At 73.8% G+C, this 17,282-nt stretch carries 17 protein-coding genes; 10 read left to right on the forward strand and 7 right to left on the reverse strand.

Features of this window, described 5'->3' with window-relative positions:
• Positions 1-7 precede the first annotated feature (7 nt).
• From LHA35_RS23355 to LHA35_RS23380, 6 genes are read left to right on the forward strand one after another with little or no spacing between them, the layout of a single operon-like run.
• Positions 8-178, forward strand: coding sequence for a hypothetical protein (locus tag LHA35_RS23355; RefSeq protein ID WP_226612847.1), 171 nt, complete (start codon positions 8-10; stop codon positions 176-178).
• On the forward strand, positions 175-936 hold the full coding sequence (locus LHA35_RS23360) for a type IV secretion system protein (RefSeq protein WP_226612849.1): 762 nt from the start codon (positions 175-177) through the stop codon (positions 934-936). The genes LHA35_RS23355 and LHA35_RS23360 overlap by 4 nt, the downstream gene beginning before the upstream one ends.
• Positions 933-1,916, forward strand: coding sequence for a TrbG/VirB9 family P-type conjugative transfer protein (locus tag LHA35_RS23365; RefSeq protein ID WP_226612852.1), 984 nt, complete (start codon positions 933-935; stop codon positions 1,914-1,916). The genes LHA35_RS23360 and LHA35_RS23365 overlap by 4 nt, the downstream gene beginning before the upstream one ends.
• Positions 1,913-2,974 (forward strand): TrbI/VirB10 family protein, encoded by a 1,062-nt coding sequence (locus LHA35_RS23370; protein WP_226612855.1) that lies wholly within the window; start codon positions 1,913-1,915, stop codon positions 2,972-2,974. The genes LHA35_RS23365 and LHA35_RS23370 overlap by 4 nt, the downstream gene beginning before the upstream one ends.
• Positions 2,974-3,885, forward strand: a complete 912-nt coding sequence (locus LHA35_RS23375) for an ATPase, T2SS/T4P/T4SS family (RefSeq protein WP_226612857.1) — start codon at positions 2,974-2,976, stop codon at positions 3,883-3,885. The genes LHA35_RS23370 and LHA35_RS23375 overlap by 1 nt, the downstream gene beginning before the upstream one ends.
• Positions 3,885-5,678 carry a type IV secretory system conjugative DNA transfer family protein gene (locus tag LHA35_RS23380; RefSeq protein ID WP_226612911.1) on the forward strand — a complete coding sequence of 598 codons (1,794 nt, stop codon included), beginning with the start codon at positions 3,885-3,887 and terminating at the stop codon, positions 5,676-5,678. The genes LHA35_RS23375 and LHA35_RS23380 overlap by 1 nt, the downstream gene beginning before the upstream one ends.
• On the opposite strand, the gene mobF is transcribed toward LHA35_RS23380, so the two are convergent.
• Both mobF and LHA35_RS23390 read right to left on the reverse strand, forming a co-directional pair.
• Positions 5,664-9,002, reverse strand: a complete 3,339-nt coding sequence (gene mobF, locus LHA35_RS23385) for a MobF family relaxase (protein ID WP_226612859.1) — start codon at positions 9,000-9,002, stop codon at positions 5,664-5,666. The two genes, LHA35_RS23380 and mobF, sit on opposite strands and share 15 nt — an antisense overlap.
• 6 nt (positions 9,003-9,008) lie before the next feature.
• The gene (locus LHA35_RS23390) at positions 9,009-9,299 is read right to left on the reverse strand and encodes a hypothetical protein (protein ID WP_226612863.1); all 291 of its coding nucleotides are present in this window, start codon (positions 9,297-9,299) and stop codon (positions 9,009-9,011) included.
• 183 nt (positions 9,300-9,482) lie between these two features.
• Between LHA35_RS23390 and LHA35_RS23395 the strand changes: the two genes are divergently transcribed.
• From LHA35_RS23395 to LHA35_RS23405, 3 genes are all read left to right on the forward strand, one after another.
• On the forward strand, positions 9,483-9,920 hold the full coding sequence (locus LHA35_RS23395; RefSeq protein WP_226612867.1) for a hypothetical protein: 438 nt from the start codon (positions 9,483-9,485) through the stop codon (positions 9,918-9,920).
• Positions 9,921-9,942: 22 nt separating this feature from the next.
• Positions 9,943-10,683, forward strand: coding sequence for a hypothetical protein (locus tag LHA35_RS23400; protein WP_226612872.1), 741 nt, complete (start codon positions 9,943-9,945; stop codon positions 10,681-10,683).
• Positions 10,684-10,757: 74 nt separating this feature from the next.
• Positions 10,758-11,186 carry a hypothetical protein gene (locus tag LHA35_RS23405; RefSeq protein WP_226612876.1) on the forward strand — a complete coding sequence of 143 codons (429 nt, stop codon included), beginning with the start codon at positions 10,758-10,760 and terminating at the stop codon, positions 11,184-11,186.
• Positions 11,187-11,547: 361 nt separating this feature from the next.
• On the opposite strand, the gene LHA35_RS23410 is transcribed toward LHA35_RS23405, so the two are convergent.
• The 5 genes from LHA35_RS23410 to LHA35_RS23430 all read right to left on the reverse strand — a co-directional run bounded on the left by LHA35_RS23410 (position 11,548) and on the right by LHA35_RS23430 (position 15,134).
• Entirely contained in the window at positions 11,548-11,766 is a 219-nt protein-coding gene (locus LHA35_RS23410; protein ID WP_226612880.1) for a hypothetical protein, read from the reverse strand.
• Positions 11,767-12,054: 288 nt separating this feature from the next.
• The gene (locus LHA35_RS23415) at positions 12,055-12,669 is read right to left on the reverse strand and encodes a DUF3800 domain-containing protein (RefSeq protein WP_226612884.1); all 615 of its coding nucleotides are present in this window, start codon (positions 12,667-12,669) and stop codon (positions 12,055-12,057) included.
• 25 nt (positions 12,670-12,694) lie between these two features.
• Positions 12,695-13,708, reverse strand: a complete 1,014-nt coding sequence (locus LHA35_RS23420; RefSeq protein WP_226612888.1) for a replication protein RepA — start codon at positions 13,706-13,708, stop codon at positions 12,695-12,697.
• Positions 13,709-14,075: 367 nt separating this feature from the next.
• A complete protein-coding gene (locus tag LHA35_RS23425) occupies positions 14,076-14,423 on the reverse strand; it encodes a hypothetical protein (RefSeq protein WP_226612893.1) in 348 nt (115 codons plus the stop codon).
• A 42-nt stretch (positions 14,424-14,465) separates the two neighbouring features.
• Entirely contained in the window at positions 14,466-15,134 is a 669-nt protein-coding gene (locus LHA35_RS23430) for an AAA family ATPase (RefSeq protein WP_226612897.1), read from the reverse strand.
• Positions 15,135-15,294: 160 nt separating this feature from the next.
• Here LHA35_RS23430 and LHA35_RS23435 point away from each other — a divergent pair, with 160 nt between their 5' ends.
• Positions 15,295-17,118, forward strand: coding sequence for an HsdM family class I SAM-dependent methyltransferase (locus LHA35_RS23435; RefSeq protein ID WP_226612907.1), 1,824 nt, complete (start codon positions 15,295-15,297; stop codon positions 17,116-17,118).
• Positions 17,119-17,282: the final 164 nt, after the last annotated feature.

A 17,282-nucleotide genomic window follows, 5' to 3' on the forward strand; every position in this document is an offset into this window, starting at 1 on the left:
GGTCGCCGTGCCGCGCCGTATCCTGCTCGTCGCCGCCGCCCTCGCCGCGCTCGGGACGGCCGCCGCCTGCTCCGACGGGCCGCGGCGCCTTGCCGAGCCTTCTGGGCCGGTCTTCCGGCTGAACCCGGACCGCTGGCCCGACACGGCCCCAACCGCGGGGAGGACCGCGACCCGATGAGCACCCCCCTCCGCCTCAAGCCCGGCGTGTGGCCTGCCGAGCCACTGAGCCCCGAGGCCGCGCAGCAGTTCCTTGCCGACGCCGCTGCGCGGGCGGACGAGGTGCGCCGCACCAGCCTCGCCTTCCGCCGCGCGGGCTGGATAGCCGGCGCCTTCGGCGCGCTCCTCGGCCTTGCCGGGGTCGGCGTCGCGGCGACCGTGGTCCTCCGCGCCGAGCCCGCCCGGCTCGACTTCGCCCTGCTCGACCGCGAGACCGGTGAGGTGAGCCCGACGCTCGCGGCCCGCGACGCGCCGCGCGCCTTTACCGACCACACGGCGCGCCAGTACCTCCGGCGCTTCGTCGAGGCCTGCGACGGCTACGCCCCGACGCCGAACCCGACGACGCTCCAGCGCGACCTGCACCGCTGCGCCATCCTGCTCACCGAGCCGATGCAGGAGCGCTTCCGCGCGAGCGTGGCGCGCTCCAACCCGGAGAGCCCGCTCGCCGCGCTCGGCCGCAGCGGCGTCCGCACGACGGAGGGATTCCGCTACTTCAAATACCCCTCCGAGGGCCGCACCCAGACCTGGCGCGTCCAGTACACCCGCGTCGAGACGCGCGTCGGTGCCGGTGGCCCGGGCGTGACCACGCGCACGCCGATGACGGCGATGGTGAACTTCCAGTGGCGCCCCGAGCTGCCCCAGCTCGCCGAGGACCGCGACTGGAACACAGCCGGCATGCAGGTCGTGACCTACAGCATCGAGCCGGACACCGGGCGATGACGACGCGCGCCTCCCTCGCGGCGGCGGCGCTCGCCGCCGCCCTCGCCCTCCCCTCCCCGGCTGCCGCGCTCGACGAGCCCCGGCCCGTGGACCCGGCCGAGCCGCACATGCGGACGCTGCCGTACAACCCGGCCGGCCGGACCCTTCTCGTCGGCACGGTGGGCCGCGCCACAGTGCTCACCTTCGGCCCAGACGAGCAGGTGAAGCGCGTCGTGCTCGGGGTCGAGTCCTTCTGGGAGCCGCCGAACGCGCAGGCCCTGGCGCAGTCGCCGCTGAACAACGTCCTGCCGCTCTGGGCCGTGGCACCCGGACGCACCACACTGCAGGTCGTCACCGCGCGGCACGGCGCGCCGGACCGGGTGTATCAGTTCGCGGCCGAGGTCCGCCCCCTGCCGCGGACCTGCGGCCCGGACGGCCGGGGCGAGTGCGCCGACGATCCGGCGGCCACCTACGGCCTGACCTTCACCTATCCCGAGGACGAGCGGGCCCGGCGCGAGGCCGCTGCGGCGCAGGCGCGCCGCGAGGCGGCGGAGCGGGCGGCCGCCGCGCGGGCGACGCGCGAGGCCCAGGTCGCGCGGGATCGGCTGGCGGTGGACTTCGCCTGCCGCAACTGGGCCTTCGAGGGCCGCGGCGCGGCCGACCTCGTGCCGGACGAGACCTGTGACGACGGCCAGCGCACGGCCCTCCGCTACCTCGGCAACCGCCAGGTGCCGAGCGTCTTCACGGTGGACGCCTCCGGCGCCGAGCAGTCGGTGCAGGTGGTGGCCCGCCCAGCGAACGGTCCGGGGCATGCCCCGGACGGCCTACGCGGCATCTGGTGGATCGTGCCCGGGGTGCACCGCGAACTGCGCCTGCGGCTGCCCGGCGGCGCAGTGCTCGCGGTCTACAACCGCGCCTACGACCCGGTCGGCCGCGACCCGGGGACCGGGACGACGCACCCCGACGTGGTGCGGGAGCTCGCGGGGACGGGGCGGCGATGACCGAGGACCGCGGCGCCCCCGACACGACCGGCCGGCGGCTGCTCACGCAGAAGCAGACCTACGCGGCATCGATCCTGGGCGCCGCGGCGCTGATCGCCTTCGTCTTCTGGCGCCACCCGAGGAACGAACCGCCGGAGCCGCCGCAGCCGGCGGGCGGGATCGGGCGCCGCGTCACCTTCGACGCGCCGCAGCCGCCGCCGGCGACGCCGCCGGCCGAGCCGGTCGCCTTCGCGCTCCCTCCCCCGCCCCCGCCGCCCCAGCTCGCCTCGGCCCCGACGCAGGCGGCATCCGGGCCGCGGGCACCGCGGATGATGTCCTACGCCGTCACGCCCCCTCCCCGGGCCGACGACCGCTCCGGCGCGGAAGGCGGCGGCCGGGGCGCCGTCACGGGCGGGCCGGAGGCAGATCCGGCCCGGCGCGGCACCTCCGTGGCCTTCCGCGGCACGGCAATCGCCGGTGCCCGGGCGGGCGCTCCGCTCGATACGACGCTGGTTCTGATGCCCGGCGTCTACCGTTGCACGCTCGACACCGCGGTCAGCAGCGAGCGGCCTGGCCCGTTCTTCTGCCACGTCACGCAGGACTGGCTCTCGCCGGCCGGCGTCCGGCTGATGGAGGCCGGCACCCGCATCCAGGGGAGCTACGAGAGCCACGTCGCGCCCGGCCAGAGCCGGATCCTCTCCCTCGCGGCGACGGGCTGGACGCCGCAGGGCGTGCCCGTCCCCCTTGGCGCGCCGGTCGGAGACGCGCTCGGCCGCATCGGCATGGACGGCGCCGTGGACCGCCACTTCTGGGAGCGCTTCGGCGGCGCGGTGTTCCTCATGCTGTCCGGCAGCGCGATCAGCGTCGCGCAGGGCGCGGTGCAGGCCGCGCTCGCCCGCGGGGACAACAACACCTACCTCAACCTCCAGACCGGCGGCGTGCAGGGCGCCGTCGCCTCGGTGCTGCGCGACAGCATCAACATCCCGAACACGGTCACGAAGAACCAGGGCGAGGAGATCGCCATCCTCGTCACGCAGCCCGTCGATTTCTCCGACGCCTACCGGCTGAGGCTCCGCTGATGCTGGCGGGCGAGGCGACGCTGCTGCGGCTGCTGGAGCCCTTCGCGGCGGCGCTCGCGCGGCCCGGCACGCGGGAGATCGTGGTGAACCGCCCCGGCCGCTTCGGGGTGGAGGGTGAGGACGGCTGGATCTGGCACGACGCGCCGGAGCTGACCTTCGCGCGGCTGGATGCGATCCTCACCCTCGCCGCCTCGCGCACCTCGAAGCGCGTCGGCCCGGACCGCCCCTCGGCCTCCTCCGTGCTGCCGGGCGGCGAGCGGATCATGGGCGCCCGGCCCCCGGCCGCGCCGCCGGGCACGATCACGCTCGCGATCCGGCGCCGGGCGAAGGACTTCACGCCCACCCTCGAATGGCTCGAGGAGCGCGGCTACTTCGCCGCCGTGCCCGGCCGCGGCGCGGCCTGGTGGCGGGCGGCGGTCGAGGCGGGGCGGACGATCCTCGTCGCCGGCGCCATCGGCTCCTCGAAGACCACCTTCGCCGAGGCGCTCATCCGCGCCGTCCCCGCCGACCGGCGCCTCGTGACGATCGAGGACACGCCCGAGTGGATGGACCTGCCGCACGAGAATTGGTCGCCCCTCTACTTCGACGGGGAGCGTCGCACGGCGACCGACTGCCTCCAGGACGCGATGCGGCTGCGGCCGGACTGGCTGCCCTTCCAGGAACTGCGCGGCGCCGAGGCCTGGGCCTTCCTGCGCGCTCGCGTCCTCGGCCACCCCTCCGTCACCACGATCCACGGCGCCGACCCCGCCGCCGCGATCGAGGCGGCGGCGCTGATGGTGCGGCAGAGCCCGGAGGGCCGCTCGCTTGAGGCCGCCACGGTGCACGGCCTGCTCCGCCAGCACGTGGACCTGGTCGCGCACTGCGCCCGCGATCCCTACCGCCTGACGGCGGTGATGGAGGTGCGGCCGTGATGCGGCGGGGCGCGCTGCTGGCCGGTGCCCTCGGCGCGGCGGCGCTCGCCGCGGTGCCGGTCGCCTCGGCCACCTACCTCTCGCTCACTGGGCTCGGGGCGCACCCCTACTTCGCCGCCGCCGGCCTCTGGACGAAGGCGACCGCCTGGACGCTCTACGCGCCGCAGGCTGGGGCGAACTGGTGGGCCGCGGTCACCGTCGGCCTGTCGGGCTTCCTCGGCCTCGCGCCGCTGCTGCTGGCAGGGACCGCGGCCGTTGCCGTGCGGCGCCGCAGCGGCCGGCCCCTGCACGGCGAATCCCACTTCGCCACCCGGCGCGAGGCGGAGGCGGGCGGCATCACCTTCGCCTCCCGGCCGAGCCCGGACGGCATCCTCCTCGGCAAGTGGGGCCGCGGCCCCTTCGCGCGCTACGCCTGCCTACCGGGGCAGCAGCACGTCGCGGTCTACGCGCCCACCGAGGAGGGCAAGGGCGTCTCCTTCGTCGTGCCGAACGCGATGAACTGGGGCGGCGCGCTCGTCGCCTTCTCGGTCAAGCGCGACCTGGTGCGCTGGACCGCGGCCGAGCGGGCGCGCAAGGGCGACGAGGTCTTCGTCCTCGACTTCGGCGACCCGGAGGGCCGCACCCACCGCTGGAACCCGCTCGGCCTCGTGCGGCGGGGCACGTCCGACGCCACCGACGACCTCCAGAAGGCGATGTTCGCCCTCGTGCCGGAGACGCGGGCCAACAATCCCTACTGGGACAACGCCGGCCGCCGCGTCGCCACCGCGCTCGCCGTGCTCCAGTCCGAGACGCCGGGCGCGCCGCTGACGGTCGCCGCCGTGGCCGGCCTCGCCCGCCGGGGGGACTGCGTCGCGCACCTTCGGTCCCTGGTGGCGGACGCCAGGCGGGAGGGGCGCCCCTACCCGCGCGCCGCCGTCGAGACCGCCCTCGGCTGGGCGGACGGGCTCGAGAAGGGGAGCGAGGAGGCGCGCGGCGTGCGCCAGACGATCCTCACCGCGCTGTCGCTCTGGGAGGTGCCGCGCATCGCCGCAGCCACGGCCGCCAGCGACTTCGACGTGCGCGAGCTGCGGTCCCGCCGAATGTCGGTCTACCTCTGCGCCCAGCCCTCGGACCTGCGCCGGATGCGGCCGATCTACGCGATCTTCTTCCAGCAGCTGATCGACGCCATGGCGCGCGAGGAGTTCGGCGAGAAGCGGGAGCACCGGCACCGCGTGCTCGCCCTGCTCGACGAGTTCTGGGCGCTCGGCGAGCACCGCGTGCTAGCCGACGCCACGGCCTTCATCCGCTCCTCCGGCCTGCGCATGGCGATCGTCGTGCAGTCGAAGGACCAGACCCGGCTCGCCTTCGGCGAGGACGGGTCGCGGAACATCTACGCCAACGCCGGCGCCGAGATCGCGCTCGGCGGGCTCGACCAGCGCCAGGCGGAGGAGGTCAGCCAGCGGGGCGGCAGCGACACCGTCGTCGAGACGACGCAGAGCCGCCCGCGCTTCTTCGGGTGGCTCAGCCCGTCGCGGCAGAGCGAGAGCGAGACGGTGCGCCGGCGGGCGCTGATGCTGGCGCAGGAGGTGCAGCGGCTGCCCGCCGACAAGCTCCTCGTGCTGCGCCGGCGGCTCGCCCTGCTGATGCTCGACCGCCTCGTCTGGTATCGGGACCCCTGGTTCCGGAAGCTGGCCGCCGAGCCTCCGGCCGTCCCGACGCTCGCCGTGCGGGTGGAGCGCGACGCGGCGCCGCCGGGAGAGGCCGGGGCGGCGCCCGTTCCCGCGGCCGCCGGCGGCGGCTCAGCGGTGCAGTGACATGGAGGGGCCCTCGCGTCCCCGCTCGGCCGCCGGCCCGCGCAGGCGGGCCAGCCGCTCCCGCACCGCCCCCGCCAGCTCGGCGCCGAGGCGGGAAAGTCGCTCGGCGAACGCGCCCCGCGCCCGCACCGCCTCGGCGAGGCGCGCAACGATTGGAGTAGCAGCTAGATGCTCGCGGCTACCTTTTAGCCGCCTTTCGAGGGTCGTCGGCGGGAGGCCATTCGCCTCCCGCCTCTCGGCCGGGCGCGCGCCCTGCCGCAGCGCCCGGGCGGCGCCGCGCCGGACCTCGCCGGCCCGGGCGAGGAACTCCAGCGCCCCCTCCTGCCGCGGCTGCCGGCCGAGGTTGCGCGCCGCGTTCGCCCAGGCGTCCGCCTCCGTCACGGGGCGGGCGTCGTTCAGCGGCCGGCGCCGCACCACCTCGGCGTGCTCTGCCCCGGCCGAGACGATCAGCCAGGAGGCCCGGCGGTGCCGCGTGCCCGAGGCGTAGGCCGCGAAGCCCGTCACCGCCTTCGTGCCGGCCGGCAGGGCGTGGACGTGCTCGGTCGCCGTGGATCCCTGCGCGGTGTGGGTGGTCATCACCTCGCCATAGGCCAGCCGCACGCGGCCCGTGGCGCGGTCGGCGAGGGTGGACCAGGCCACCCGCCCCTCCCGGCCGGAGGCGTTCCGCACGCGCATCCCCTTCGCGTCCGCCGAGAGCACGGTCAGCACCGAGCCGTTGCGCCCGATGCTGCCCCTCTCCCCTTCCGCGCGCGTGCTGGCGAAGAGGCGCACCCGATCGCCGGGCCCGAGCGCCATCTCATAGGCGTTCCCGTCCCGGTCGGCCGCGCGCACCCGCACCTGGTCGGGCCCGACCTGCCCCAGCCCCTGCCGCACCTCGCGGATGGCCAGCCCCAGCCGGTGCGCGTCGGCGTTCGTCGGCGCGGAGACGGAGAGGGTGTAGCCGGGGTCGCCGGCGTTCGCCCGCAGCCGCTCGCCGACGAGGGCGGCGACGCGCTCGGTCGCCTCGCGGTAGCCGCCGGGGACCATCTCCGCCGTGCCGTCCTCGCGCTTCATGGCGAGGGCTTCGGCCGCGCGGCCCTCGCGCCAGTGGCCGGCGATCTCGCGCTCCCGCTCGGCGCGCTGGCGGACCGTGGTGAGGATCTCCGGCACCTGGTCGGGGCCGAGCGCACGGCGGACGAGGTCCACGATCGGCCCCGCCTCGATCGCCTGGCACTGCCGGTCGTCGCCGAGCATGGCGAGGCGGAAGCCGCGCGCCTCCTGCAGCCGCAGCAGCTCCAAACCCTGCCGGGTACCCAGCAGGCCGAGCTCGTCCACCACCACGACGGAGCGTCGGTCGAGGTCGAAGGCGCCCGCCTTCGCGCCGTCCAGGAAGACGCTCAGCGCGCGGACGTTCTCCCGCGCGATCCCGGCATCCGCCAGGTCGTCGGCCTGGCGCCAGGCCAGCGCCACGCCGTGCACCGCCCTCCCCTGTCCGGTCCAGGCCGCCACCAGGGGCTGGAGCAAGGTCGTCTTGCCGCTGCCGGCGGCACCGACCACGACGCCGAGCCGGCCGCCCTCGCCAAGGCGGTGCATGGCCCGCCGCTGCGCCTCGCCGTGCTCGCCCTCGAAGGCGAGGCCGGCGCGCCCCACCGCGGCGGCGATCTCGCCGGCCCGGAGCGCCCCGGTCCGGTCGCCGGCGGCGGTGCGGGCGAGCCGGACGAACTCCGCCTCGTCGGCGGCGTGCAGCGCCGTCGTGATGCCGACTTCGCCCCGCTCGCCGGCCCGGCCCCAGACGAGCGCCGTCGCCTCGCCGTACTGCCGCACGCCCTCGCTCCGGAAGAGCGCGGTCACCCGCCCGACGTCGGCCGTCTCCTCGATGCCGGCGGCGATGAGGCCGCGCAGGGCCGCCGTCCGCGCGTCGGCGCCGGTGACGACGGCGCGGCGGTCCAGCTCCTTCTCCAGCCAGGGCAGCGCCTCTCGGTAGGCGCGCGCGATGCGCTCCTCCCGGGTCGGCCCCGGCCCGGTCCGGCGCGGCCCCTCGATGCCGCCGTACTCCCAGCCGAGCTCGCGCGCCTGGCGGCGCCAGTCGGCGAAGTCGGCCATGTCGTCCTTCTTGAGCTTCTCCCGCGCCGCCGCGTCGAGCCCGGCCGGCGTGCCTTGCACGCCGGCCTTCAGCAGCCCGGCGCGGCGCTCGGGCGGCAGCGTGTCCCAGTCGAGGCCGAGGGTGCGAGCGTAGGCCCGCGCGGCCTCCTCGCCACCGAGGGTGCGCTTCGAGAAGTGGTCGCGGACGTGGTCAGGAACGGCCGTGAGGCGGGCCATGCCGGTCTTCGGGTCGAGACTGACCTCGGCGCCGAGCCGGCGCAGGTTCGCGGCGAGGTGCGCCTGGTAGAGCGCGCCGGCCTCCTTGATCAGCCCGTCGAGCCGGTCGAGGTCGAGCGAGCCGACCCGGCCGTTCTCGCAGAACACCGCGTTCGGCACGGTGAAGTGGGTGTGCAGGTCCGGGTCGCCGGCGACCTGCACCGCCACGCTCTCGGTGACGGTCCGCCCGCCCTCCTGCCGCGCGGTCCAGAGGGTCGGGCGGGAGGTGTAGTGGTCGAAGGCGATCCAGCCGACATGGCCGGGGTCGGCGCCGTCGCGCCCGCCGTCGCCCTTCCGGGCCTGACCGATGCGTCCCTCGATGGCGGCCATCGCCTCCGCTGCCGCGTCGCGGTGCGCGGCGTAGATCGAGGCCGCCTCTGCTGGCCGGGCGAAGGCCCAGGCGACGGAGACCGACTTGTCCGGGGTGAAGCAGAAGTCCACGGAGCCGATCGGGGTGAGGTCCTTCACCTCGCCCGTCCGCCGGTCGGTGACCTGGCGCGCCGTGGCGTAGCGCTTGCCCTCGATCCGCGCCCCGTCGGCGCGGCGGCCGGCCAGCAGCGCGTTGATCTCGTCGCGGGTGACGCCCCGGTCCGGATCGAGCCCGAGGCCGCGCGCGACGAGCGGGTGCATGTCCCGGCGCGGCTCTGCCATGGGCGGGCCGTAGGCCGCCTCGAAGTTACGCCGCTCCAAGGCCAGCGCCAGCCGGTCCCCGAGGCGCGCCTCCTCGTCGTCGGGGTCGGCACCCCGGTCGGCGTGCCGGAGCATCAACTCCGCTATCGCTTCGCTGTACGAGAGATTGCCTTTGTCCATCGCCTCGGCCAGCTCGGCGACGGACCGGTCCTCGGCCGAGCCGGCGACATCCATCCCCTGCGTATAGTAGCGGGCGAGGTCGGCGACCTCCCGCGGCAGGGTCCGCGTCAGCAGGTGGTCCGTCATTGCCCCCGCCGAGGCCGGCTCCCCCGCGGCGATGGTCGAGTAGGTCAGCACGGCCGGTCAGGCTCCGGGCACCAGCGCCTCGGCGATCTCGCCGGGCAGCGCCGCAAGGCGGGCCTCCAGCCGCGCCATGACCGCCTCCTGGGCCGAGAGGGCGTTCGCCATGTCGCGGATCGCCTCCGCCAGGTCGCCGCTGCTCGGCGGCTCCTCGGCCGCCGCGAGGAGGATTCGCTCCAGCATCGCCGTGTGCGCGGCGAGCGTCTCGTTCATCTGGGCCACCCCGCGGAGGAGCGCGTCCTGCCGCTCCTCCAGCCGGGCGAGGCGGTCGTCGTCGCGCGCCGTGGCTGCCATGGGGCCTCCCGTTCCGCTCCCGGGCCGCAGGCACCGACCGCATTGGCCAATGCCTTGGTCTGTGGAGCTTGTTGCCTTTCACAAACTGGGGCCACATCCTTCACATTCATGGCGGGTAAACTTCCCGCGCAGGGCGGTGTTCCGGTCGCCGCAGATGCGGCTGCGTCGGGCAGAATCACACCCATGAGCTCCGACGAAGAACTGACGCGGATCGCGGCCGTGGCGCGCGGCGGATCGGGGCGGACGCCGCTCTACCGATGGCTGCGGGCCCGGCACGACGACTTCGCCGCGCTCGTGGACGAGAACCGGCCGAGCTGGAAGGCGCTCGCCGAGGGCTTCGCCGGCCTCGGCCTGAAGGCGTCCGGCGGACGGGCGCTGACCGGCGAGACGGTCCGCCGCACCTGGTGGCGTGTGCAGCGGGATGTCGTCGCGGCCCGGGCACGACGTGGCGCGGTCGCCCCACCCCAGGTCGTGGTGCCGCTTGCCCGGCCGGCACCGGCAGCCTCCTCCCCTCCCCCACCGCCGGCGGCCTCGACCACAGCCCCGGGCGGGGCAGAGGCGGCTCTCGCGCGGCTGAGGGCCGAGATGGACATTCGCAGCGGAAGGAAGCCGAATGGCTAAGGCAAACGGACACGCCCCGTCAGTGGGCGACGCAGAGGCGCAGATGGTCCTCGCCGTCGGCCTCGGGCGAGGTTTCGGCGGCAAGTCCACCGGGCTCGCGGAGTTGGTCTGGCGGGCGCGGAACCAGGGGCGCGACGTGATCGTCGCCGACGGCGACCCGCGGAGCCGCACCCTCGCCGGCATGTTCGAGGGCGCGACGCATCCGCCGACCGAGGAGCTGCCCGACGTGAAGGCGTGGCTGACGGGCGTTCTGAACCGGATGGTGAAGGAGCGGCGCTCGGCCGTCCTCGACCTCGGCGGCGGCGACCGGGTGCTGCAGGAGTACGGACGCGACCTCCGCCTGGTGGAGTTCTGCGACCGGCGCGGCATCGAGCCGCTGGCCCTCTACTTCCTCGGCCCGGAAGAGGAGGACCTGCGACACGTGCTGTCGATCTGGGACGCCGGCTACTTCCGGCCGAAGCGGACGCTGCTCGTGCTGAACGAGGGCGTAATCCGGGAGGGCCGCACCGTGGCCGGCGCCTTCGAGCGCACGCACCGCCACCCCGACTTCGAGCGGATGGTGGCTGAGGGCGCCGTTCCCGTGCTGATGCAGCGCCTCGCCTGCATGGACCTGCTGCGCCAGCGCGGCCTCGGCCTCTACGCCGCGGCGGCCGGCGACGGCGCCGACCCGCTCGACCCGGTTGAGCAGTTCATGGTCGAGGACTGGCTCGGAGACCTCGAGAAGCGACGCGCCGAGGCCGGCGCTGCCGCCTGGCTGCCGTGACGGGCGCGGCTCCCTCCCCTGCCCCGGCGGCAGCAACGCCAGAGGACGTCCGGGGCTGGTGCGAGCGGGCCGGGATGCGCCCGGACAGCCCGCTGCGCGCCGCCCTGCTGGCGACCTTCGACGCCGCCGCCGCGGCGCGCGAGGCGGCGAGCGGCGCGCGAGGGCTGACGCCGGAGGGGGAACGCGACCTCGTCAGCAGGGTGGCGGAGGCCGCGGCAGCGGGCGCCGAGCGGGAGGTCCTGCGCCTGTCGCGGCGAGCCGAGCTTCGGACCGGGCTCGCTCTTGCCCTGGCTGGAGCCGTGCTTTTTGCTAGTGGATATGCGCTAGGACGTAGGAGTGAATTCGACCGCGTTGAGGGACAAGCGGGCGCCGCCTTCGTCGCGGGGATCGCGGAGATGAACGACGTTACGGCCCTGCGGCATCACTGCCAGCGGACCGGCTATGAGCAGGCGGGGCGCCGGGCCTGCGACCTCCCACCCGTCTGGATCGGCGGGACGCGATGACCAGCGCGGACGGCATAGATAGCTGCTACCCGTAGCTACTAGCAACTTGCGGGATTGCCCGGCGGGACATCCTTGTCCGAGCTACCGCAGCGGGTGCGCCATGCCGTCGAACCCCTCTTCCGGTGCGGGCCGCTCGAAGTAGCGGGCCAATTCGCGACTCGGCCTCGCTCACCTGGTGCTCGTGCAGGCCTCCCGCATTCCTGGCCGACAGCCGGGCGAGGCAGACCGCGTCCGGCACGTCGAGGACGCGCAGCCGACAGGCGCAGCCCGCCCCGGTGTTCGCCGCCCAGTCGAGCACCGCGGAGAACCGGGCGCGCAGCAGCTCGGAGAGATGCGGTCCCGCGGGCGCCCGCCGCGAGTACTACGCCGAAGCGCCTACCGCATAGGCGGTAGAAGCTAGCAGATAGGCGGCGATTGGCCGGAGCTCCTCGGGGTAGAGCGCCGCCATCGACGGATCCTGGGCGACGGCGATGGCGGCGGGCACCTCGGCCAGCCGTACGGCGAGCATCGACTTGCCCGCGGCGACCTTGCAGCAATGCATGTAGATGCTCGGGACGCGGCCGGGCGGCGCATCGAGCATGGGGATGGCCTCCTCGAAGCAGCCCAGCGCCAGTATGCTAGGTCGTTTCTTCTATTCACTACCTGCTACCTGCTACAAGCAATCGGAGCGACCTTCGCCGAGCAGCCCTTTTCCTTGAAACCCGCCGGCGGCAGGGATATCTATGGTGCCGCAGGGGTCCCTGCGTGCGACCCGTCCGGCCGCGTGTCGGGCGGGAGCGGTGGCCACCCGGAGGCCGAAAGCCCCGGTTGCCGGCCACCCTCCCTGCCCTCTTCCGAGAGCCGCCCTAGCCGGGCGGCTCTCGTCGTTTCAGGGCAGCTGGATCCCGAACCGCTCGCGGAGCCCGGGGGCGTTGAGTTCGGCGCTCACGATCCACTTGCGCGAGTAGGCCACCACGTCCGCCAGCTGGAGCAGCCGGGACGCGGCCGAGTCTACGCGCCCGACCCGGTTCACCCCGCGGAACCGCCCGTCCTCGCGCCGCGCCCGCTCGATCTCCGCCTCGAAAGCGGGGTGGTCGTTGTGGTGGTTCACGTGCGTGATGACGTCCATATTGCCAATCGTCACGCGCCCCAGGATGTCGCGCTTGAACCTGGCCAGCCCGGCCTTCGCAGTCTCAACGACGGCCGCCGCGTAGAGCACAGGGGCGGGGCGGCCGCGTGCAGCGACCTTCTGGTTCACCAGCACAACCCGGTCGCGCGGCGGCGCCGCCCAGAAGCGCTGCATCAGGCCCTGGAGGTAGCCGTCGTCCAGCCGGGAGGCGTGAATCTCGTCCGCGTCGGGCTCAAGCAGGTCGCTCAGGCACTTGTCCACGCGGCCGGCGTCGCGCGCCAGGACCACCACGGCGCCGAGGTAGAGATCTCCGGCGCCGGCGGTCCCATGCTCGTCAATGAAGAGGAGGACCTTCTTGTTGAGCCGCCCGGCCAATCCCGCAGCACCTACCTGCTAGCTTCTACCGCCTATGCGGTAGGCGCTTCGGCATAGCGCTGGCGGCGGGCGCCCGCGCGCGCTCGGGGACCGGGGCAGGGGAGGGCATGAGGGTGATGGCCTCGTCATCCACGCGCACCTGCGCCTCCGGGTAGGCGGAGAGGGCGAGGGCGAGGGCCTCGCGGGCGTGCGCCTTGAACTGGCGCTGGAGCGCGAAGCCGGCACCGAACTGCCTATAGAGCGCCGGCCACGGAACCCGGGTCGGCTTCGCCAGGTGATGGAGGCGATAGGCGAGCCAGATGTAGAGGTCGATCGCCATGCTGCGCCCCGACAGCGCCCGGATGGCAGATTCGCGCACGGGGAGGGGGTGCCGGATGAGGCTCTCGTAGAAGACCTCGTCGAGCACCACCGTCTCGCGCCAGAGCGAGAGCTGAGCGCCGTCCTTGTCTCGGCCGGGAAGTATCGCCTCTCGGACGAAGCCGCCGTTCATCACGGCCTCGCCGCCCTCGCCGATGCGGTAGAAGGTCAGTCGGCAAAGGCTGAGGCGCCGGCTCTGCTCGCGGACCGCCTCATAGCCCTTGCCACCGCTGTTCAGGCCCATCGCCTTGAGCCAGCTGTGCATGGACCGGCCGAGCTCGACCTCGCGGGAGCGGGTCTTGATGGCCTCCGTCTGCAGGTAGAGGAGGATCAGCCGGGCCACGTAGCCGAACGGCACCCCGACCATCGTCCCGTCGTGCGTCTTGCCGCTGTCGATCCTCAGGCGGATGTCCGCGCCGTCACGGACCCACTCGTTCGCCTCGATCCGCTTGTGGGGTAGGGCGGTCATGGCGAAGCCGGCGTGCACAAAGTTCGGCGTGCCGTCCTCGTCGGTCAGGACCATGTGGATCGCCTCGACGCAGCGCCGGTCGAGGGCCGTGGGCGCGAGGTTCAGGGCCTGCTGGATGCCGAGCACCTCCAGCCGGCTGCGCAGGCGCCCTTCAAGAGCCTCTTCGGCGCCCACGGAAAGGGGCCAGGCGGTGGTGTCGTTGGAGTCGCGCATGCAGGAGTACGCTGCACATTCCAGCCTGTCGGTGCAATTCGTACCCTGCCGACGCTGCCTTGGTGGCGAGCTTTTCCCCCGGCGTGGCTCGTACCCTGCCGACGTCCCTAGGAAGCTATTTGAATCCCTATTTGGATGCGTCACCAGGGTACGGGGGACGACTCGGGTTTCGTCGGTCGGGTACGAAGCGGCGTCACCAGGGTACGAATCGGTTGTGGATAAGCGGCGCCGGATCGGTCCGCGCCAGGGCGTCACCAAAGTACGAATCGGGGCGGCCCAGTCGTCCGCACGCTGAGACAGCGGGGAAGCGGGGCAGGGGAGGGGTGTCGATTCGATTCGTACTCTACCGACGCCCTCATCGTAGCTGCTAGCTGCTGCCACGACGCCGTGGGGCGGGCGTCGCCCGGAGGTCCTCCGGATGCACGTCGAACCCTGCGGCTGCCAGGGCCCGGCACATCAGCACCTTCTGCGTCGTGCCCTCGGCCCGCGCCCTGTCGGCGAGCTGGTCGCCGAGGGCGCGGCGGACCCGGATGTTCACCTGTACGAGCTCCTCCTCGGTCGGCGCCGGGGGAGGGGCGGCCGGGGCAGAGGAGGGGGGCCGCGGCGAGAGGGAGGCGGGCGGCAGCCCAGCCTGCTGCGCGACGGCGTCGGCGGCGGCGAGCGACTCCCGCGCGGAGGGACGGGCGATGGCGGGCTTCAGGCCCTTGCTGGACATGCGGGGACCTCGTGCGTGCTTATATCTGCTAGCATATACCCACTATGCCCGAGCGCGGGCCGCCTTCGGCTTCGGAGGCAGCCAACCAAGCTTTCGCAGCTCGGCAACCAGCTCCGCGACCTCCTGGGCGGCATCGCCGCCAGAGGGGACGCGCCCGGAGAAGGTCATCTCGGCAAAGGCGACGCGGTCGCCGATCCCTGCAGCCGTGCGGGGGAGGGCAGCCGCGTCGAGCTCGGCCACCGCGTGCCGCGACACCGCGGTTGCCTGCTTGAGGCGCGAGGGCACCACGCGCGCGGGGATGGCGCGCCGCGCCGCGCGAGCAGCGCTATCCACCAGCTCCAGGGTCTTTGCGGCTTGCTCGACGTCAGCGCGGCTTGGCGTGCAGGGCACGAGCACGGCGTCGGCGGCGGCCATCGCGAGGAGGGCGGCCCGGTTGCCGAAGCCGGCGGTGTCCACGAGCACCAGGTCGGACTGCGGCGACAGCTCGTCGATCGCCGTCGCGAGGCGCGCCTCGTCGGCCTCGGCGCGGACTGCGATGGCCGGGCCCTCGTAGGCCTGCTCGGCCCAGGAGGCGTAGGCACGGTTCGGGTCGGCGTCCACGACCGCAACGCGCAGCCCCTCGGCGGCGAGGGTGCCGGCCAGCGCCATCACAATCGTCGTCTTGCCAGCACCGCCCTTCGTGGATGCCACCGTAAGCACCGTCGCTGCCACGTGGTCCTCCTTCACTCGCGCGAGGCTTGCTCGCGATCAGCTATAGCAGCGACAAGCTAGCGGCCACAAGTTATACGCTAGCTCCTATCAATCTGGCAGGGCGAAAAACCTATTCTTCTGGGCTAAACTCGCCAGCGAATCGGGAAAACGGACGGACGGCTTGAGGCGGACCACGATCATCGAGGGGCAGGTGACTGCGGCGCGCGCCCAGCTGGCAGTCGACCCGGTCTTGGACCGCCACCTCGCCCGCTCGCTCTCGGCGACGATCGCAGGGGAGGCGCGCATCGGGTTCGCACGAGCCTTTACCGCCGCGGTCGTATCTGCGCACTGGCGCGCCCTCGGCGGAGCAAAACCTCGTCCGCTCCCGTTGGCCGTCCCGCTTGCGCCGCTCGGCATTGAGGCGCGCGAGGCGGCCGCGCGCCTGGGACAGGGCGTCGCGAACCAGCCTGGAAAGGCGGAACACCTGGTAGGCGCGGTCTACACCTCGGCCCTGCCGGACGCCCACCGTGCCGAGCACGGCGTCTTCTACACCCCACGGGCCCTCGTCGGACGGCTACTCGACATGGCGGAGGCGGCCGGCGTCGACTGGCGCGCGGCGCGCGTGCTGGACCCGGCCTGCGGCGGCGGCGCCTTCCTCGTCGCGGCCGCCAACCGCATGGCAGCCGCGCTCAGCGACCTCGAGCCCGCGCTTGCCCTACGGCAAATTGGCCTGCGGCTCCGCGGCTTCGAGCTGGATCCCTTCGCGGCCTGGCTGGCGCAGGCGATGCTCGACGCGCGGCTCGCCGACCTCGCCCGCCGCGCCGGCCGCCCCGTCCCGGTAATGGTCGAGGTGCGCGACAGCCTCGACCTGCGGACCGCAGAGGTGGGCGCCTTCGACCTGGTGGTCGGCAATCCTCCATACGGCCGCGTGTCGCTCCCGCCCGAGCGGCGCGCAGCCTTCTCGCGGGCCGTGTACGGGCACGCCAACCTCTACGGCCTCTTCACCGACGCCGCACTTCGCTGGACCGCTCCGGGCGGGCTGGTGGCCTACGTAACGCCGACGTCGATGCTGTCCGGCCTCTACCACAAGGCCCTGCGGGCGCTCCTCGCGCGCGAGGCGCCGCCCGTCGCCGTCGACATCGTGGCCGAGCGCTCAGGCGTGTTCGAGGACGTGCTGCAGGAGACGATGCTCGCCGTCTATCGCCGCGCCGGGCGGCGCAGCACCGGACGGGTCGGCTTCCTGAGCGTGGCCATCGATGGGACCGCAGATAGCAGCCCAGCCGGAACCTTCAGTCTGCCGCGCGACCCGGAGGTCCCTTGGCTGTTGCCGCGGACGCGCGGGCAGGCCGGGCTCGCGCGGCGGCTGCGCGCCATGCCGCACCGCCTTTCCAACTATGGCTACGGCGTCTCGACCGGACCGCTGGTGTGGAACCGTCACAAGCCACAGTTTCGCGATGCGCGATGCAAAGACGCCTACCCCGTCGTGTGGGCCGAGAGCATCACCTCAGACGGTCGCTTCGTTTGGAGGACCGAAAAGCGGAACCATGCGCCGTGGTTCGCGGCCAACCTGCCGCGAGATGCGTGGCTCCTCGCGGACAGACCTTGCGTCCTGCTCCAGCGCACCACTGCAAAGGAGCAGCAGCGCCGCCTCATCGCGGCGGAGATGCCGGCCGAGTTCCTCCGCCAGCACGGCGCCGCGGCCGTCGAGAACCACCTTAACATGGTGCGGGCGGTGGTTTCGCAGCCCCCGGTGCCCTCCGCCGCGGTAGCTGCGCTGCTCAACAGCGCCGCCGCCGACGCGGCCTTCCGCTGCATCAACGGTTCGGTGGCCGTCTCCGCTTTCGAACTCGAGGCTATGCCGCTGCCGCCGCCGGACGTCATGTGCCGGGTCGCCGCGCTCGTGATGGCCGGCGCTCCGCGTGCGGAGGTCGAGGCGGTGATCGCGGACGCCTACATGCGCAGGGCAGGGCAGGGGGACGACGCGGATGCTGCCGCCGCTGCCTGACGTCGCGGAGGCCCAGGCCCGGCTGCAGGCGATCTTCCCCGAGGGTGTTGATTGCCACTGAGAGCTGACCCGGGATTGCCATGAGGATTTGACCCGGGTTGTGGCTGGAAGTTCGGGGTTTTCGGCTTCTGTCAGGTGGGTTGTGGCCTCCTTTCGTGCTTGGC

Source organism: Roseicella aerolata, assembly GCF_020523605.1.
Lineage (GTDB): Bacteria > Pseudomonadota > Alphaproteobacteria > Acetobacterales > Acetobacteraceae > Paracraurococcus > Paracraurococcus aerolatus.